The 19,132-nt window shown below is 42.3% G+C and carries 14 protein-coding genes and 1 riboswitch; of the genes, 5 read left to right on the top strand and 9 right to left on the bottom strand.

The features are described 5' to 3' along the window. Positions 1–109: 109 nt before the first annotated feature. The 4 genes from AC57BQ_RS17775 to AC57BQ_RS17790 all read right to left on the bottom strand — a co-directional run bounded on the left by AC57BQ_RS17775 (position 110) and on the right by AC57BQ_RS17790 (position 6,311). Positions 110–289 carry a hypothetical protein gene (locus tag AC57BQ_RS17775; protein WP_496407547.1) on the bottom strand — a complete coding sequence of 60 codons (180 nt, stop codon included), beginning with the start codon at positions 287–289 and terminating at the stop codon, positions 110–112. A gap of 132 nt (positions 290–421) precedes the next feature. Next, complete coding sequence (locus AC57BQ_RS17780) at positions 422–2,086, bottom strand: vitamin K epoxide reductase family protein (RefSeq protein ID WP_496407548.1); 1,665 nt, start codon at positions 2,084–2,086, stop codon at positions 422–424. 453 nt (positions 2,087–2,539) lie between these two features. After that, entirely contained in the window at positions 2,540–3,790 is a 1,251-nt protein-coding gene (locus AC57BQ_RS17785; protein WP_496407549.1) for a PepSY-associated TM helix domain-containing protein, read from the bottom strand. Between the two features lie 37 nt (positions 3,791–3,827). After that, positions 3,828–6,311, bottom strand: coding sequence for a TonB-dependent siderophore receptor (locus AC57BQ_RS17790; protein ID WP_496407550.1), 2,484 nt, complete (start codon positions 6,309–6,311; stop codon positions 3,828–3,830). Positions 6,312–6,497: 186 nt separating this feature from the next. Between AC57BQ_RS17790 and AC57BQ_RS17795 the strand changes: the two genes are divergently transcribed. Then, positions 6,498–7,811, top strand: coding sequence for a polysaccharide deacetylase family protein (locus AC57BQ_RS17795; protein WP_496407551.1), 1,314 nt, complete (start codon positions 6,498–6,500; stop codon positions 7,809–7,811). A gap of 31 nt (positions 7,812–7,842) precedes the next feature. Here AC57BQ_RS17795 and AC57BQ_RS17800 read toward each other — a convergent pair whose 3' ends face one another. The 3 genes from AC57BQ_RS17800 to AC57BQ_RS17810 form a co-directional block, all read right to left on the bottom strand. Continuing rightward, on the bottom strand, positions 7,843–8,298 hold the full coding sequence (locus tag AC57BQ_RS17800) for a DUF2314 domain-containing protein (RefSeq protein WP_496407552.1): 456 nt from the start codon (positions 8,296–8,298) through the stop codon (positions 7,843–7,845). A 602-nt stretch (positions 8,299–8,900) separates the two neighbouring features. Next, the gene (locus AC57BQ_RS17805) at positions 8,901–9,239 is read right to left on the bottom strand and encodes a cupin domain-containing protein (RefSeq protein ID WP_496407553.1); all 339 of its coding nucleotides are present in this window, start codon (positions 9,237–9,239) and stop codon (positions 8,901–8,903) included. Between the two features lie 241 nt (positions 9,240–9,480). Further along, entirely contained in the window at positions 9,481–11,349 is a 1,869-nt protein-coding gene (locus tag AC57BQ_RS17810; RefSeq protein ID WP_496407554.1) for a CocE/NonD family hydrolase, read from the bottom strand. 163 nt (positions 11,350–11,512) lie between these two features. Between AC57BQ_RS17810 and AC57BQ_RS17815 the strand changes: the two genes are divergently transcribed. After that, positions 11,513–12,196, top strand: a complete 684-nt coding sequence (locus tag AC57BQ_RS17815; RefSeq protein WP_496407555.1) for a DUF6624 domain-containing protein — start codon at positions 11,513–11,515, stop codon at positions 12,194–12,196. A gap of 185 nt (positions 12,197–12,381) precedes the next feature. On the opposite strand, the gene AC57BQ_RS17820 is transcribed toward AC57BQ_RS17815, so the two are convergent. Further along, the gene (locus tag AC57BQ_RS17820; RefSeq protein ID WP_496407556.1) at positions 12,382–13,458 is read right to left on the bottom strand and encodes a family 16 glycosylhydrolase; all 1,077 of its coding nucleotides are present in this window, start codon (positions 13,456–13,458) and stop codon (positions 12,382–12,384) included. A 428-nt stretch (positions 13,459–13,886) separates the two neighbouring features. Next, a complete protein-coding gene (gene thiD, locus AC57BQ_RS17825; protein ID WP_496407557.1) occupies positions 13,887–14,723 on the bottom strand; it encodes a bifunctional hydroxymethylpyrimidine kinase/phosphomethylpyrimidine kinase in 837 nt (278 codons plus the stop codon). A gap of 55 nt (positions 14,724–14,778) precedes the next feature. Next, positions 14,779–14,871, bottom strand: a riboswitch (TPP riboswitch). Between the two features lie 404 nt (positions 14,872–15,275). Between thiD and AC57BQ_RS17830 the strand changes: the two genes are divergently transcribed. The 3 genes from AC57BQ_RS17830 to AC57BQ_RS17840 all read left to right on the top strand — a co-directional run bounded on the left by AC57BQ_RS17830 (position 15,276) and on the right by AC57BQ_RS17840 (position 18,948). Then, on the top strand, positions 15,276–16,226 hold the full coding sequence (locus AC57BQ_RS17830; RefSeq protein WP_496407558.1) for an endo-beta-N-acetylglucosaminidase H: 951 nt from the start codon (positions 15,276–15,278) through the stop codon (positions 16,224–16,226). 33 nt (positions 16,227–16,259) lie between these two features. Beyond that, positions 16,260–17,492, top strand: a complete 1,233-nt coding sequence (locus AC57BQ_RS17835) for an endo-beta-N-acetylglucosaminidase H (protein ID WP_496407559.1) — start codon at positions 16,260–16,262, stop codon at positions 17,490–17,492. 124 nt (positions 17,493–17,616) lie between these two features. Continuing rightward, the gene (locus AC57BQ_RS17840; protein ID WP_496407560.1) at positions 17,617–18,948 is read left to right on the top strand and encodes an EndoS/ChiA family endoglycosidase; all 1,332 of its coding nucleotides are present in this window, start codon (positions 17,617–17,619) and stop codon (positions 18,946–18,948) included. The last annotated feature ends 184 nt before the right edge of the window (positions 18,949–19,132 follow it).

The following is a 19,132-nucleotide window of genomic DNA, read 5'->3' on the forward strand; positions in this document are numbered from 1 at the left end:
AATAAGTGAAAGATTGTCTTCTGTTTATGAGCAAATTATAGGAGAAAAACGGCCAAGTTTTGGCTCAACCGTTTTTCGTAGGCAATAGTCTTACTCTTCTATTTTCGGTTTATGCGTATTTACCACAGGAGAATGTTGGAAGACAAGCGTTACAGCATGGTGTAAAAAATCCACAGGCATCACCATCCTTAATACAACTACTGCCACCACCCGATATTTTTTTTAATTGTGTTCTGCTAAGTACTTCATTAGCGTTTAATTCCTGTGCTTTTAATTTTAGTTTTTTCATTGTTTTATAAATTGTATTGGTTAATGGTTTTTGCTTCTTTTTATTAATCCCAGAAGCATTAGGGACAATCATGTGAGTTGCTGATCAGGTTACCTCCTTTTTATATTATCCGATACATTACGAATAGCTATTTTATACAGAAAAGAAATATTGCAAATCAGCCACATTATATACCTCAGGTAATTGATAGTATCTTGTTACCTCTTCATCATTGTTTTCAGAGAGCGACACAAAAAACGTAGGTGTATAGACTATATCTGTTTTATTGCACCATTGGGTCATGGCTTCTACTTTATCATTTTGCAGTTTTAACTCTCCATTCATCGGATACTTTTTAGCAAAAGCCTCATAATCTCCTTTCCCCCCTATATACCAATCGTCTAACGCTTGTTTCGTTAATACTTCATCATTCTTTCCGGCTATGGCTAATAAATGCTTTACGGGAGGCGCTGTATGGTCGCCTTCTTTATTGGTAGCAGTAAATATGATTTGTATTTGCAGGTCATCATTGTTATGCAGCAGTCTTTCCATAGGCTCATGGGCCCGCACACAGGCCCCGCAATAAGGGCTACATACTTTAATTAGCTTATAAACGCCATTCGGATTGCCTAGAACTATACCCAGGCCTTCGGTGTTTCCGGTTATTCCTTTTTGTTTTTGCAGTAAAGCTCCAAATATCTCCCGGTTATGTTTTAACTTTTGCAGTTCGGTATTAATCCGTTTACTTTCTTTAACTTTTTGAAAAGCAGGCACTAACAACGTGGTAACGATAAATGGGATAACAAGGGCCGTTAAAGTTGAAATGATCAATCCAGGTTCAATGGTGCTAAATGATAGTAAAGTATGCCAGCCGCCCAAAAGTGTAGTTGCCAGCTGCAACACCAATAAGCCCTGCACACATAAGCACAATATACACCACTGTTTGGCTACACGCCATTGATAATAAACAGAGAATACAACATAGGGTACAGCTATTACATTTAGCCAGGATGCCACAAACAAAACAGCAGGATTGGTGATGCCAGAAAACAATAACAACAGCAATACCCCCATGAAATAACTAAAACCTATAGCGCTCCAGCTAATACCCCAAATTTTTGCAGCTTTAGATTGTAATATAGCTCCACAGTTTACCTTTTTACCGGAGCTACAGATTTGCTGTAATACGGGGTTATGTTGATCCAATTCATACCAAAGTAATAAAGCCCCGGTGATAGTCCCCGCAAGGGTTAACAAAGAAAAGACAAACGGAAGTAAAGCATTTGTCCCCAACTGTACTAAGGCCAATAACCCGGTAACAATAGCTATAACAGGTATGCAAAAAGCGCTTAAATATTGAATGGTATTTTTCCTGTTTTCTTCCTTAATGTTTTTGTTATAATCCTTTTCACCCGCATCATCTTTGGCTTCAGCTAATAGTGCAATTCCTAACCACTGTTTTAGAAAATCCTCTTTAGCAAGAGAAGTCCATCGATATTTTTCCGGATCAAAAAAATGGATAATATTTTCTTTCACTTCTTTTACAACTGTAAACAAATTTGTCGGCCCCTTTCCCCACCGCATCTGAGTAATAAATGGACAGGGGAGTTCCTCAAATTTTTCGGGATCAACTCTTATCCCCATATTTTCAACGCCGTGATTGTTTAACACATCGCTTATGCTCAACAGACTTGGATAATCCGGATGCTCTTCTATTTCCCTGGACAGTGTTGTTGCGGTAACTTTAACATTCAAAATGTCAAGTAATAGTTTTGCTGCCTTTGGGCCGTTAGTTTTAGATTCAAAAAAAGAAATCATAGTTAGTTTATGTTATTCGGTTTTAGGCTTGACTATTTAAATAAGTGTAAATTCAATTACAGATCAAGAAATTAAAAGATCTGATATTTGATTTACTAAATAGTAAGGTACATAGGTGAAATTTATTATTTTTTTATATTTCTACGCAAACGTTTGTTTTGATATCGAACGTTAAAAAAGCGACTAAATCATTTTTTAGTGCATATTCTTATAATTAATCAGGAATCATCTGAAAAAATTATAAAAAAAATTAATATTATTAAATTTTCAATAATCATAACATATTAAATATGCAAAATACATATCAAATATATAAACAAACGTTTGCGTGTTTTTAATTAATAAGTGTAATATTTAAGAGCGTTTGGATTGATCGTAAAAATCAAAGCTATATTGGGGAAGTTATATAGCTCAACTTGTCCAGAAGGTAGAGGTCTTGTTATATCTAGTAATTTAAGCTGCGACCGCGGTCTTGGTGCGGGGCTTCTTTTTCTTCGTACGGTTTAACCACATCATTACCCCTGTTACCGGGAATATGAGCGACAAGGCACAAACCACAAAACTGAGTATCTGGGTAGGCAAACCATACACCGCCCCGGTATGTACCGGCTTTATAAAAGCCCTTACCCGCTGACCCAAACTCTTAGAGGCAAACGTTTGAGATCCCGCCAGGCTGCCGCTATACTGATCAATATAATAGATATCCGCGGTGGTTTCCAAAGCTCCTTTTGGCCAAACATTTACTGCATAGGTGGCCGATGAATCGCGCGGGAGGCGAACGGTATAGTAGTCGGCTGTGGTAATTGTTTTACTCATATCAGCTAAAACCGCATCAGCAGATAAAGCAGCTGTGTTGGGTTTGTAGACAGACAGCGGTGCTTTGACTTGCTCCTTAACAGGTGGCTTTGACCCCAGAATAGCGAACAAGGTAACATTGGCCCATTTAAAAGTCATGATCAACCCGGTTAATACCACCACGATCAAAAACACCGAAGTATAAAAGCCGGTGACTATATGCAGATCATGCACTAACCTTTTGGTGCTGCCATCCCACTTAATTTTAAGGCGTTGCCGCATGATCGCTTTTGTCTTGGGCCACCATAGTATCACCCCAGTGATCAATATAAACAGAAAAATAAGCGTAGATAACGATACTACCCAATCGCCAAAACTATTCTTTGCTCCCAGTAAAAAGCGGTGAAACATCTCTACATTATACAGAAAAGTTTGGCGACGGTTAAACTGCTCAATTACCTGACCTGTATAGGGGTTTACAAAAAGAGTAAGGTTAGGCTTTTCATCCGCCTTTGGTTTCTTGTCTTTATGGTCATGGCCTTTCCCTTTTTCTGTTTTCGGAGCCGAATGCTCTGCGTCTTTTTTGTTCTTCTTTTCAGGAATTATTACCGCTATCTCGGTGGCGCGCTCAGGGTCGTTATACACCATAACCGATGAGAGTTTAGCCCGGGGCACCTGTTTTAAAGCTTCGGGCACCAGGTTCGCCAAAGCCATCCTTGGCCCCTGTGGTTTTATAGAGTAACGCTGTGGATGAAGCGCGTGCTGTATCTCCTTTTCAAAAACCAGCATGGTACCCGTAAAACACGAGCAAAAAATGATAATACCAGCCGCCAGGCTCAGGTAAAGATGTATCGTGCGGAAAAAAACCTTCATAGCTGCTGTATCTGCAAAAACCGGTATGCAAAGCATAACCGGTTCTTATATTTTATTTTGTGGGTTAAAAATCTTAAAACTTATAAGCTAATGTGGTTAAAAACTGTCGTGGTGGTATTGGGTTTATGCTGTAGTTTTCGTGCACATTGTAATTAAGCACATTACCTATGTTTGATATTTTGCCGATGATGGATAATTTTTTATAACTGTATCCTACCGATGCGTCAACCGTGGTAAATCCTGGAACATTAACCAGTCTTGATCTGGGTTGTGTTGAGGTTGGTGTTTGTCCAACGGTATTGGCATTACCGGCAATGCGATCGCCCAGGTAATAAACAGAAGCGCCAACTTTAAAACCTTTCAGATCGCCATTATAAAAAGTATAAAATAAGCTGGTATTTGCGGTATGCTTAGGTACATTCACCAATGGCTGACCAGCTATATTGCTGCCTACCGCTGTTGGTGTTTTGGTATACCTGGCATTGGTATAGCTATAACCTGCCAATATATCAAGCCCCTTTACCGGATGGCCCGCAATATCCAGTTCAACACCATCGCTTTTGGTTTGCCCCGTTAATGTTTTAATGTTGGTATTGGTATTAGGTGTAACACCATCGGCCTGAAAAACTGCTGTTTGCGCCAGGTTATTATTCAGTATCCGGTAAGCTGTTACATTTACCGACAAGTTACCGTTTAGGAAATCGTTTTTAACACCAAATTCATATTGATCAAGCAGCGAAGGATCAAGTGGATTGTTATTAACATCTGTACCGGTATTTACAACAAACGAATTTGAATAGCTGGCAAATAAAGCAGTATTGGTTAATGGCTTATAAACTATGCCAACCCTTGGCGAAAATGCTTTATCCTCTTTACCGGCTGCGGGTTGTGCTAAAGCAGGGCTTGTGTTATAATAAGTGCTAACCGTTGTTGGCGATATGTATTGATATGACCAGCGTAAACCTGCCAACACTTTTACTTTATCCGATAAGCTGATCAAATCATTAAAATAAGCGCCAAAACGGTTTGTAAGCGTTAAAACGTTATAAAAAGGGTTCATGGTTGGCTTATCTGTACGCTGGGTATATTTAGCAAGATCAAGAATGTTGATCTTATCATAAACTGCATTTTGAAGTGCATTATTCTGATCAAGATAACTTGATACTTTATTTACTGTGGCCACATAGGTATAGTTGGTGTTTCTATACCAGTCGGCATCAACACCCACTAAAATATTATGTTTGATAGAGCCTGTATTGAACTGACCGGTTATATTAAACTGGCCGGTATAATAATCCTCCAGTGTTTTAGCACGATTTAAGGTACGCGCCCAGTCGCCGGTAAGTGTATCAGGCAGCACACGTTCGGTAGTTTGATACTGACGGTCAAAATGCTGATAGGAAAACCCACCACTTAGCTGCCATAAACTATTGATCTGGTGGTTAATAGTAGCCGTAGCTGTTGTTTGCTTGGTGTTACCGGTTGACCATAACGCCCCCAGGTAACGATTACGTGGCACTTTAGCAATTACGTTATTGATTTGCCCGGTTCCAAAATCAGGTGTAAAATCATAGTTCAGGTAATCACCTTCAACAATGATTTGGGTTTTATCACTGATCTTGTACAGGAACGAAGGGTTGATGTATTCACGTTCTGATTTTACGTTATCGCGAAAGCTTTTAGCATTTTCATAGGTTCCGTTTACGCGGTATGCCAATTTAGATGATATAGGACCATAAACATCAAAAACCGGCTTATACAGATCGTAACTACCATAGGTCATAGATATCTGGCCACCTTGCTCAAACTTTGGTTTTTTGGTAACCAGGTTCAGTATACCGCCCGGTGCAACGTTGCCATAAAGCAAAGCGGCACTACCTTTTAAAACTTCCACCTGCTCAAGCGAACTGATCTCAGGCATTACACCTGAGTTTATACGGAAACCATTCTTAAACATATTGGTGCTTGAAAAATTATACCCACGCGCGCCAAAGGTTTCCTGGGTATTGCCACGGGCACTGTACAAATAAACGCCATTGATGTTTTTAGTTACATCACTTAACCGTAATGATTGTTGCTGATCAAGCACATCGCGCCCTATAACAGTAACACTTTGGGGCAGATCTATGGGCGATACATTCATTTTGCCCACACTTAGCTTTTTACTGTTGATGGTTTTTGTAGAAGATACAACCACCTCATTAAGTTGCGCCGCACTTTCACTCAGTATAAAACTGACAGTAGTAGTTTGTTTAGCCAGCACCTCTACCGTTTTCTCCTCACTTTTAGTACCTATATACGATGTTGTTAATAAATAAGTCCCGGGTTTTATGTTGTTAAAGATGAAGGAACCATCGCCAATGGTCATGGTGCTTTTATTTAAACCTTTTATGGATACATTAACAAATGCTGCCGGTAAACCGTCGCTTGTTTTAACAAATCCGGATATTTTTCCGTTAACGCCTTCGTCATCGGCTTTTGCTGTTAAAATAGTTATGAATAGAACTAAGAGAAGGAAAGAGATTTTTTGCAGGGTGTTGTGTAAGTGTTTTGCCATTTAATTTAGATTGAGTCTAATTAAGCGCAAAAATAACAACGCAATCCTGATTTGCAAACATTATTTAGAATTAGTTTAAATTAATAAGAACATAATCATCGCATCATTAACTATTTTGTTACAAAAGCATTAATGCAGTACATCATTGTGTAAGTGTGTTATATTAGCTACATAAACCTTTTTATAATGAAAAAACTGTTTCTGCTGGTTATCGCTATCTTGTTTTTAGGTCAGTTGGTAAATGCCCAAGCGGGTAAAACCCAAATAACCAAATGGCAGTACGGTCGCAATGGCGCGGTATCTATCACCTGGGATGATGGCTCCATCAATCAGTTCAAAGTAGCGCTACCCATACTCAACAGGCTGCAATTACCGGCTACATTTTTTATCATCACCGGGCAAATACCGGGCTCACAATATCATGGTAAATTCATTGGACGCCCAGTAAAAGATATCATCAAGGAAACAGCTACCATACCAACCAATAAGGACAACTTTTCCGAGCGGGCTTCAGCAGCAGGCTATCTGGGGCTGGTCGGTCCACTGGATTATCATTATAAAGCCGGATCATTAGTAGATGCCGGTAAAACCGAAGCCGCCTATAAAGCCATTGATGAATGCTATGCTAAAGTTCGTAACGGCGAATTTAAACCCGGCGTACAGCATAACGACGAATATAAAGACGCTCATGGCACTACCTGGGCACAGATCAAAACTTATGCGGCGCAAGGCCATGAATTTGCCAGTCATATGGTAACCCATCCCCGCCTGGCCGCCCTTGATGAAACCAATTTAATGTACGAAGCCGAAAAAAGCCGGCTGGATGTTTTAAATCATTTAGGCCTCGCATACACCTTCAGTGCCGAAGGGCCCTTTGGCACCGAGAATGAGCGTGCCGTAGCTTACCTGGCTAAGGTATATCCTGCCCTGCGCAACCGTATGCCCGAACCCTGGCTCAAAGAAATAAGCCGTGGTAACAAGGATACTCCCGGCAATACCAATAAGGAATATGTACAATACCAGCGCGGTGCAACAACCAAAACTCCATTACCCATGATGAAAGCCTGGGTAGATACCACCATGAACAGGAAAGATACCTGGCTGGTACTTACCCATCACGGTGTTGACGGTATAGGTTGGGAAGCCCTACCCCATCAGGAGCTGGACGAATATTTTACCTATATTAAAGATCACCAGGATAAACTTTGGGTGGCCACTTTTGGCGATGTAACCAAATACATGCGCGAAAGGCAAAGCGCCAAAGTACAAAGCAGTTTAAAAGGCAATAAAATAACTGTTAATATCAGTCACCCGCTTAGCAAAGTTTTTTACAACATTCCGCTTACACTTAAAACCTATGTACCGGCCGGCTGGAAAAATGTAAGTGTGGCACAAGGCAATAAAAAACAAGGCCTTAAAGTGGTTACAGACAGCAATGGCGCTTATATATTATACCAGGCTTATCCTAATGTTTCGCCGGTAACTTTGTCGGGAAGCTGATCAATTTTATCCCAACCTGAAACTGGCTTAATTACTGTTTGCTGTTCAGGTATTTTTCCGAAAACTCACCCGTTATTTTTTTGGTTCGTAAATTATGGACTGCCCAATCCTCTACATCGGCTTGTTTAATGCTGATCTTATCGCCGAGTTTAATATTTTTAAGCGTAAAAGGCGAGTCGATAAATATGGCTTTAAAAACCCCATTACTATAGCCAACCACTTCAGACCACATATGTTCATGAGTGTCGCCCTCTACAAAGTCGGATTTTACTACAAAACGGTAGCCCTGACTATCACCTCCGTGCTTTTGCAGGCTATCAATAAACTGAGGCAAGTATTTTTGAGCAGTCCGCTTTAACGCCAAAAAACCCGCATCATTTTTAGATAATGGTACCGATTTATACACCATATTATTTTCGACCTTGGTTTGTTGACCATAGGCACCGCTTATAACAAACAGCAATAAAATAAACAGTAGATTTTTCATGCGTTTTTCACTGATAAGTTTGGATCTTCAGGTTTCAACTCCAAAACTATAGTTTAGCACAAATTCTGCATTATACCACAACCGTTATTTTTACACCGGACTTGCGTTGACCTGCGGGTAGCAAAAACTTTTTAAAGCTTTATTTTAACAATTTTTTAACTAAAAACAGGGTCAAAACGCGTCGAAAACTGCTCAAAATTCATTCAAAACCCCTCATTTTAACACTTTTTAACAAATTTTAACATGGTTTTGAAAGGTTTAAAAAGTATTAGTTTATTGATAATCAAATAACTACATACCAATCGGTCGATTTTTGGGTCTATTTTTCTCTTAACTAAACAGCCCGGTTTCCTAAAAAAATAGGAAACCGGGCTGCTTGTACTAATATACGAAATATTGGCCGATCATACAAGAAGATGGGGGCATCAAATAGAGGTCATGCCGAATTTATTTCGGCATCCCACTTGCAGGTAAGCACAGGATAGGTCTGCAACAGGCAAATCGCAGATCCGGCAGGCGTGAATATCCTGTGGGATGCCGAAATAAATTCGGCATGACATGCTGCATTTTCAACTCGATTTCCTTGATCGCAGCATATTCGCTTAGCCCATTACCGTCTCTGTGTTTTTATGTTCGATAGTGAGGTTTACAGATCGCTCCCCGCCGGGGCGGGTGCGGTGACGTGTATTTTTAGGGATAGTTAACAGTTGCCCGGGCTGCAATTCGAGGGTGCCGGTCTCCAGGTCGATTAGCAGGGTGCCTTCCAGCACCAGGAAGGTTTCGTCGGAATTGGGATGCAGGTGCCAGAAATAGGCTTCGGTCATGATCCCGATCCGCACGATATGATCATTCACGTTACTCAGGATGGTATTGAAATAATCCACCGGGTGTTCTGCTGAGATCACTTTTGTATCTATAACTGTTAATTGTGAAGGTTCCATAAATCAAAATTATACAAAGTTTCAATAGCGATCCGGCAAATGGCTACTGCAGATACAGATAACAATCACAAGGAGCAATTTATGCAAGTGACAACGTTACCGTTCTATCCCATAAACCCCTTCCTCCCCTTCCCCAGGGAAGGAATCGCGCTATCCCTTGCTTTTTAATTTTTTCTATACCGGATGCTGAACAATAGACTTTCGGTATTCTACATTCAGCATCCGGTGTTCGACATTCACCCTATTCTATCACCCTTACTTTCAAAAAGCTTGGGCTATCTTTTGAGGTATAAACGCGGTGGGTCGCCTTTTTAAAGTCGGTATCTTTTGCTTTCATGATATCCTGAAACTGCTGGGTATTCCTGTCGATAAGCGGGAACCAGGTACTTTGCACCTGCACCATTAAGCGGTGACCTTTTTTAAAGGTGTGCAGCACATCCTGCAGCTCAAAGTTAACCGGCGTTACCTGGCCTGGTACAAATGGTTCGGGTTTACCAAAATCATTACGGTATTTACCACGGATAGCCTCGCTGCGTACCATTTGCTGATAGCCCGACAGGTAAACATCCTTGCCTGTCCATTTATTGTTTTTGGTTGAATCGGGATATACATCAATTACCTTAACCACCCAGTCGGCATCGGTACCAGTGGTTGATACTTTCAGATTGGCCCAGATGTTACCGGCCAATGTTACATCCTTATCCAATACATCGGTTGCATACGTCAATACATCGGGCCTGCGGGCGGCAAAACGCTGATCGCCGGTCATGTACTCCCGCTTCATATCCATGGTAATATCATTGGTAAAAGGCACAGGTTTGTTCGGATCAGATATAAATTCGTCAAAAGTACCAGCCGTAGTTGCCGGTGCATCAAAAGCCAGTTTTCCGCCAGGCAGCAGGTACAGGTTCTTTTCGGCAGCTTCTTTTGCCGGCCACGCATTATAGGTTTTCCACTGATTGGCGCCGGTTTCAAATGCAGACACAGGCGCCAGGTTCAGGTCGGTACCTTTGAGGTAATGACTAAAAAAGGCGAACTCTATCTTCTCGCGATAAAAAGGTCCGGTTGGCCCGCCAAAATCTACATCGCCTAAATGATCGCCATCGCCGCGGGCCCAGCCGCCATGCACCCAGGGGCCCATGGTAAAGTAAACGGGTGTTTTAGGATTTTCTTTCACCAATGTTTTGTAGGTATTGATAGCGCCGTACAGATCTTCGGCATCATACCAGCCACCGGTAACCAGTACAGCGGTTTTAATATCGTGCAAATGAGTTAACACGTTACGGTCTTTCCAGTGCTGATCATAATCAGGATGATCCAGCATCTCATTCCACAGCCGGATGGTATCTTTATAAAATTTATCGTTCGTATTTTTTACCGACCCCATCCGAAGGAAAAAATCATAACCATCTTCGGTTCCTGCATTAAGCCCGGGTGCACGGCGTTGTGTAGGCTTATCGTCCTGGCGATTGGTAAAAAACGGATAAAATCCAAAGTTAGCTACCAGCATAAAGGCCCCGTTATGAAAAGCGTCATCGCGATACAGATCGGCCATAGGGGCTTGCGGTGATGCGGCAACCAATGCCGGATGGCGGCTCAGCAATGAGGCTGTGGTATAAAAGCCAGGATAGGATATACCCCATACCCCTACCTTACCATTGTTATTGGGCAGATTTTTAAGCAGCCAATTGATGGTATCATAAGTATCGGTGCCTTCGTCAACATCATTCTTGGTTTTGTGCACCTCTTTTTCGGGCGTCATTTCTTCAAAAACACCTTCGCTCATCCAGCGGCCACGCACGTCCTGGTAAACAAAAATAAAACCATCATGCACAAATAAGGATGATGGTCCCAGGCCCCCTTTATACAGATCGGTCCCATAGGGTGCAACGCTGTAGGGCGTACGGTCCATCATGATGGGGTACTTTTTCGACTGATCTTTGGGTACATATACCGAGGTAAACAGCTTTTTACCATCGCGCATAGGTATCTGGTATTCGTATTTCTGATAATTGGCCTTGATGTATTCGGCATCAGGTGCCTGGGGCTGGGCATATACGCTGATAGCCGTTATCGTCAGCCATAAATAGGTAAATAAAGTTCTTTTCATTTAATTAGTCAATCAAGCCCTAAATGTACCTGAATAAAATAAAAGAGGCAACTGGTGTTTGGTCATGAGTTTGAACGCGAACGAGCCAGCTCGAAGACAATTTTAAAAACGGGCTCCCGTTAACATTATTCATCTTATGGATATAAAACATAAATTTATCACGATGAAACTGAAACATATCTATCCGGCTCTTATCCTGGTCTTTTTGCGATCCGTATCTATTGCACAGGTAAATTCCTTTACCATCGACAGCAATAAATTCAACAAACCGGCAATGCTCATGCTTGACACCATTTATAAGGATGATCAGGGAGGCAGGTACAGAATGCAGGAACTTTCGAAAAATAAAGCAAATGGCGCCCAGATCGATTCTGCAATAAAGGCTATGCGGGAAATTGACGCTAAAAATTTAATTAAGATAAGAGGAATTATAAAAAAGTATGGCTGGCTTGGCCCACAGGATGTAGGAATGAATAGCAGCCAGGGCTTGTTTTTAGTGATACAGCACGCCGACCTGGCCACGCAGGAAGAATACTTACCCATGATCAGGAACGCGGTAAAAGAAGGCAAAACACTATCGAGTAATTTAGCACTGTTAGAAGACCGCGTTGCTATGCGCGAAGGGAAGAAACAGATTTACGGCAGCCAGGTATTCAGAAGTAAAACTACCGGCAAAATGTATTTCTACCCGATAGAAGATCCCGATCATGTTGATGAAAGGCGCAAAACCGTGGATCTGCAGCCTATTGCCGAGTATGCCAAACTGTTTAATTTAAACTGGGACATAGCCGAGTATAAAAGATCGCTCCCTGAAATTGAGAAAGCAGCTAAAGAGCAAAAGCTGTAAGTACTGGTAAATTACCTCATCAATAAAAGCTACCTCCTATGTGTTTATGATTAATTTTCGTCCTCTCGGTACCTCTGCGATAGACCTTGAAGATTAAAAAGCTCCCTATTTAAGCGTTTGGCCTAAAAAGGGAACTGAGGTGCAGCGAAGACAAGTCAGTTCAAACACACCAGCGACTCTTAGCTTTAGTTCACCATGATTTTAATGGATGATACATTATCGTTGAAATTAAGACTGCTTAAATCATTGTTCTCTCCTGTTACAGTTATGTTATTCCCCAGGAAGTTATCATCTGCATATAAAATAGCTTTGTAACCATCAGGAACGGATATTGATGATAAACTATCATTACTAATTCCTAATGCGGTTAATTGTGCCATGGTGTAATTGCCAACTCCCAGTCGTGCTGATGAGCCGGAAAAATTATTATCGCCATAAACAAATGTTTTAATGGGCTTGTAAACTTTTACGTAATCGAAATTAATAAAATCGGGATAAGTGCCGGCAAAACGGTTGCCGCCAAAGCCCGTAATTTCCATACTTAAAAGGACAAACTCACTGCGGTGAGAAATAGGTGCTGTAGATTGAGTGACGGTGCGCTTCACTACACCATCAACGTAAAAAATATATTGTGAAGGAGTCCATTCTAAACCGAAGGTGTGGTAACCACTTTCGATGCCCGGGATCGTTTCATTTGTACCGGATGATTGATGATTTGCCCCATAACCGTTCCAATGAATGGTATGGTAAATCCTGTTTCGGATGCCACCTGCATCATGGTGTTCCATGATATCAATTTCGGTACCATCAACGCCTGGATTTAAGGTAGCGCCCATTGTTGGTGATTGAAGCCAGAAACCACTATGTGGCCCTTGAGTTGTATCTAATTGGGCCCTGCACTCGAAATAACCATATTTTTGCAGAAAATTTTGATCCGTAGCGAGCTGGCTTGCGGTAAAACTACTGTCGCCAACACGTCTGGCCGCTAATTGCAATACACCATTTCCCGTTAATGAAACATTTGATTTTAAAATCAGAGCATAAGTACGCGTAGTATTGGCAGCCCGATAATCCCAGCGCGGATCTAGTACCGTACCATTAAAATCATCCTGCCAAACCAATGAATAATCATCCAGTGGAGTGCTCTGTGTACTGCTTTTTGGGGTCAAAACATCTGTTTTTAACTCCGCAGGAGTGTTGCTTTTTTTGCAGGAAATGCTGCCAATAGCAACTAACCCGATTAACAAAGTAATGCTTCTCATTTTTATTCTGGTTTAATTGTAAATGCATATAACCATAGAAAAACTACAATCTGCCCATTATAAACTAGCCTAACTCCCGGTCATCCTGGTTAAAAATTATCCCTTAAGTTTATTAATTGGTTTTGGTAGATTATTGGTATAGCAAGATTACCTATTGAATAGTATATAGGAGGGGTAAAATCTTAAGTAGATAGGGGTAAAATCCTAAACTGGATAAACCGCACCTGCTTTCAGCAATTCGCCCATGTTTAGGACTACAGCAAAATCTGTTATAAGGTATTCGACATGAGTAAAGACTGAATGCTGAAGCGGGGAGGGGACGAAAAGGGGTGTCATGCTGAACCTGTCGAAGCATGGTGGACAGGCCACTGCACTCTACCCTTCGACGGAGGTCAGGGTGACAGCCTCTTTTTAAGACATTATTTATATTAAATCATCTGCTTAATTAGTTCCACAGGATCAAAAAAGTGATTTAGAGGACCATTGCCTTTACCGGTTTGTACATCTTTACCGGTCAGTATGGCCTGGTGCACATATTGCTGCGCCAAAGCTACCGAGTCTGGCAATGACCTTCCCCGGGCTATGTAGCTGGCTATGGCCGATGACAGGGCGCATCCGGTGCCTCGGGTATTTTGGGTGTCTATTTTTTCAAAGCTGTATTCCTGTACCTTACCATCGTTTGTAAAATATAAGGAGGTTAATTGCGTAGCATCCAAATGACCGCCTTTTAACAATACGAAGCGTGCTCCCAGTTCCATGAGTTTTTTACCGGCTATCCGCATATCATCCAGGGTATGTACAGGCATCCCGGTTAAAACAGCGGCTTCGTCCAGATTAGGGGTAATAACAGCCGCCAGTGGAAATAACTTTTTAACAATTGCTTCTATCGTACTATTCTCCAAAAGCCGGTGCCCGCTGGTTGATACCATGACCGGATCAAATACCACCGGAACCTCCGGGTACTGCTGCAGGGTGTTTATAATGACCTCAAGCACCTCAGTTGTATGCACCATACCTATCTTAATAGCATCCGGGAAAATATCATCCAATATGGCTTGCAGTTGTGCTCCCACCACTTCAGCAGGGATAGGATAAACGGACCTCACCCCGCAGGTATTCTGCACCGGGAGCGCCGTAAGCACCGAAGTGGCATAGCACCCCAGCGCCGAGATAGTTTTGATATCGCCCTGTATACCGGCGCCTCCGCTGCCGTCGAACCCCGCGATCGTTAAAACGGATGGATAGCTATAGGCTTTTTTATTCATGGTTTACAATTTCATAAAAATATGGCTTCGGGGCTCAGGACTGAGCAAACGGGCAGAATGCATCCCGACTTTTCCCTACGCCGGTATCAGCCGGATCAGGTTCAAAGGGTTTATCTCAATTCTTTACAGAATACCCCTAAAGCCATGGCAAATGTAGTTTTTTTCCTGGTGGCATACTATCGGCTATAGCGGCAAACGATGTTATTAAACCATATATAGCCATAATATGTATATTAATATAATTAAATTTTAATTACTTGTAGGCAATTGTTATTTATTGTTTGTCTATATACCTGTAAACCAATTAAATCATTACGCATATAAACCCATTAATATATGCCCAATACATTACCGGATAGTAAAAAATACCTAACATTTATTAGTTATTTAACTAAACATATTATAATGCTAAATCGTTTAACACCCAACCCTCCCTATTAATTTACCCCAATTCTTTCTTTGTTGCCACCAATAAACCAATACGCTTATGGATAAATACCGCTCTTAATACCCATTAAAAACCTATAAAAAAACCAATTTAAAAAACCGACAATGAGAAAAACATCTAATTTATTATTAACCAAAGCCTCAGTGGCCGTATTAGGCTTTTCGCTGCTGTTTACAGCAGCCTGTAAAAAGGATTTGGCCCCAACACCACAGGCGGACAATGCTTCATCAAAATTAAGCACCAGCGCCATTGGTGTTAGCGGCCCCAAAGGCGTTTGCTATGTGGAAGTGAATAGCAACGATATTCTTAATGTGGGCAAGTATACCTTATCAACCGGGCAGCAGCTTTTTGATATAGGCATTATTTTCGCCGCCAATATTAATTACAACACCACTACCCACAAAGCCGAATTGTTTTTTAATCCACAAGTAACTACTGTACTAAATAATGCGGCCACCAAGATTCAACCCTTACAGGCCAAAGGCATTAAGGTAATGCTTTCTATATTGGGTAATCACCAGGGCGCCGGGATCACTAACTTCCCAAGTCAGCAGGCCGCACAGGATTTTGCACAATTGTTAGCTAACGCCGTAACCACCTACGGACTCGACGGCATCGACTTTGATGATGAATATGCCGATTATGGCACCAACGGCACCGGACAACCCAACTCCAGCTCATTTGTATACCTGGTAACCGCCTTACGTCAACTGATGCCTACCAAACTCATCTCTTTTTACTTTTACGGCCCGGCGGCATCGCGCTTAAGCTTTAACGGCGTAACCGTAGGCTCAAAAGTTAATTACAGCTGGAACGCCATTTATGGCTCGTACTCGGTACCAAATGTTCCGGGATTAGCTAAAAGTAACCTGGGGCCTGCCGCTATTGATATCCAGAGCACCAGCTCATCAACCGCTGCTTCACTGGCTACTCAAACAGTAAACAATAGCTATGGTATTTACCTGTATTATAACCTGCCCAATACAGATGCTCATACTTACTTAACAAGCGTATCCAACAAGCTTTATGGTAAGGCTACCGTGAAATTGCCCTAACATTTACCCTAAAAAGACCAATAAAAAACCGACATGAAAACATCTATGAATTTATCCTTTAACAGGATAGCTATGGCCGTACTAGGCTCCGCGCTAATGTTCACAGCCGCCTGTAAAAAAGACCTTGCCCCCACTCAGCAAACAAACAATGCTTCATCAAAACTGGGCACTAACGCTATTGGCGTTAGCGGCCCCAAAGGTGTTTGTTATGTGGAGGTGAACAATAACGACATTCTAAACGTGGGCAATTATACCCTGTCAACCGGGGAGCAGCTTTTTGATATCGGCATTATATTCGCGGCCAATATCAATTACAACACCACTACCCAAAAGGCCGAATTATTTTTTAATCCGCAGGTAACTACGGTATTAAACAATGCCGCCACCAAGATACAGCCGCTCCAGGCCAAGGGTATAAAAGTACTGCTCTCTATACTGGGTAATCACCAGGGGGCGGGTATAACTAATTTCCCGAGCAAGCAGGCCGCGCAGGATTTTGCGCAGCTACTGGCCAATGCCGTAACCACCTATGGTCTTGACGGTATTGACTTTGACGATGAATATGCCGACTATGGAACCAACGGAACAGGTCAGCCAAATTCAAGCTCGTTTGTTTACTTGGTAACCGCCTTGCGCCAGTTGATGCCTACCAAGATCATTTCCTTTTATTTTTATGGCCCGGCGGCTTCCCGCTTGAGCTTTAACGGGGTAACCGTAGGCTCAAAAGTTGACTACAGCTGGAATGCCATTTACGGCAGCTATTCTGTACCGAACGTACCGGGATTAGCCGCCAGCAACCTGGGACCCGCTGCTATTGATATCCAAAGCACCAGTGCATCAACAGCGGCATCCCTGGCCACCCAAACTGTCAATAACAATTATGGCATATATCTGTACTACAACCTGCCTAATGCCGACTCACACACTTACCTGAGCAGTGTTTCCAACGCGCTATATGGTAAAGCAACGGTATTTGGGACTGGTGGTGGTACTACGACAGGTGTTACTTTTTACCAGGATATCAATTATGTTGGCACCGCTACCAGTACTATAGCTAAGGGTAACTACACCTTATCGCAGTTGCAGGCCCTGGGTTTTGTGAACGACTGGGCATCGTCGGTAAAAATACCTACGGGATGGACGGTAACCATGTACAGCAACGATAATTTTGCTGGTACCTCCTGGACGCTAACCTCCAACACTACCAATTTCACCACCCTGTCGCCCAACGCGAACGATGTGGTAAGTTCTGTTAAAATTCAATAATTAAAAAAGAATCAAGAGTTAAGAGTCAAGAATCAAGAGGGGAGTGAAATTGATCGAGGATCATTTTTAACTCCTGATTCTTGCCTCCTGACTCTCTCTATTACCTATTTATAAAACCCCCATTATGAAAAAAAGATTGCTCTCTCTTAAAACCGGTCTGCTTATGCTAAGCATGTCGGCTCTGGCCCTCACTCAATCCTGCAAAAAGGATAATGGAAATGCTGCCGAAAAATTACAAGCCGCAGCTGCGTCCAAAAATGGTTTAACAACCCAGGCGGTCACTTCCAATGCCGACCTGATCGCTTACAAAAATAGCGTACATAAAATATTTGTAGGCTTTTTGGTTGGTGATGGTGCCGACCCTGCTGCCAGTTATAATCCAGCCAATGCGCCTGACAGTACCGATTTCCTGGAGTTTTTTGCCGGGAATGATGCCACCAGGTCACATTGGCGCGCAGCCCAGGCAAAAGGAACCAGGATTGTAGTGTGTCATTTTCTGGGCGATGCCTATTTTGATGGTTCATCCAAGGATCCGGCAACGCCAACTTCAACCGCCACTGTAGCAAGCTCAACCAGCACTTATGATCATTGGTCGCAGGCGATGTATAACCAGCACATTGTAGCCGATTCTTTAGATGGTATCGATCTGGATATCGAGTCCGGCACCATCGACAATAAAAATGTAACCAGCAGCAGTTATCCTAATTTATTAAAATCGGTAGCAAAATGGTTTGGACCGAACTCCACCTCGGCGGTTACATTAAGTATGGGTAAAAAACCAGTGTTTTTTTATGATACCGACGGATCACTGGATAACAATAGTTTAACCGGCACCAAAAGCAATTATGACTATATATTATTCCAGTCTTATACCACCGGAAGTCATTTCTGGAGCAGCAGTTCCTTCCCACTATCCTCGATAGCTTCTACTTATGGATCGGATAAAACTATTTTGCTGGTTAACGGCGATAGCTTTAAACATGCCGATGGCACTGAAGACCAATCAGGTGGGGATGCCAAAGCAACATCAGATCTGTACAGTTATGCCACTAATTGGGCCAAAACCAATAAGGTTGCCGGCGTTGGCGCTTACCGCATGAGCCGCGACTACAATCACACCCCTCCGTTTATAGTTTCCAGGAACGCCATCCAGCTCATGAACGGCACAGGAGGCGGCACTACCACTACCGGTGTAACTTTTTACCAGAACACCAATTATAGCGGCACGGTTACCAGCCTGATACCAAAAGGCACCTATACTCTGGCTCAATTACAGGCCTATGGTTTTGTAGATAACTGGGCATCGTCGGTAAAAGCACCATCGGGCTGGACGGTGATCATGTATACCAACAATAACTTTGGCGGCACTTCATGGACACGCACGGCCAACACGCCAGATTTCACCACCTTATCGCCAAATGCCAATGATAAAGTAACCTCTGTTAAAATTCAGTAACGCCGAAGAACCAAGAGGCAAGAATCAGGAGTCAAGACAAAAACGAAATCCCTAAGGTATTTTCCTATATCCTGATTCTTGACTCTCGGTTCTTGATTCCTAAAACATACACCGTGTAAATCCAGGCATTAACCTGCTTCAGAATCCTCTTTTGGGAGGGTTCCTGGGTAGCCTATTGCCATTT

It is taken from the genome of Mucilaginibacter sp. BGA-UO-ETr-C110 (genome assembly GCF_059567985.1).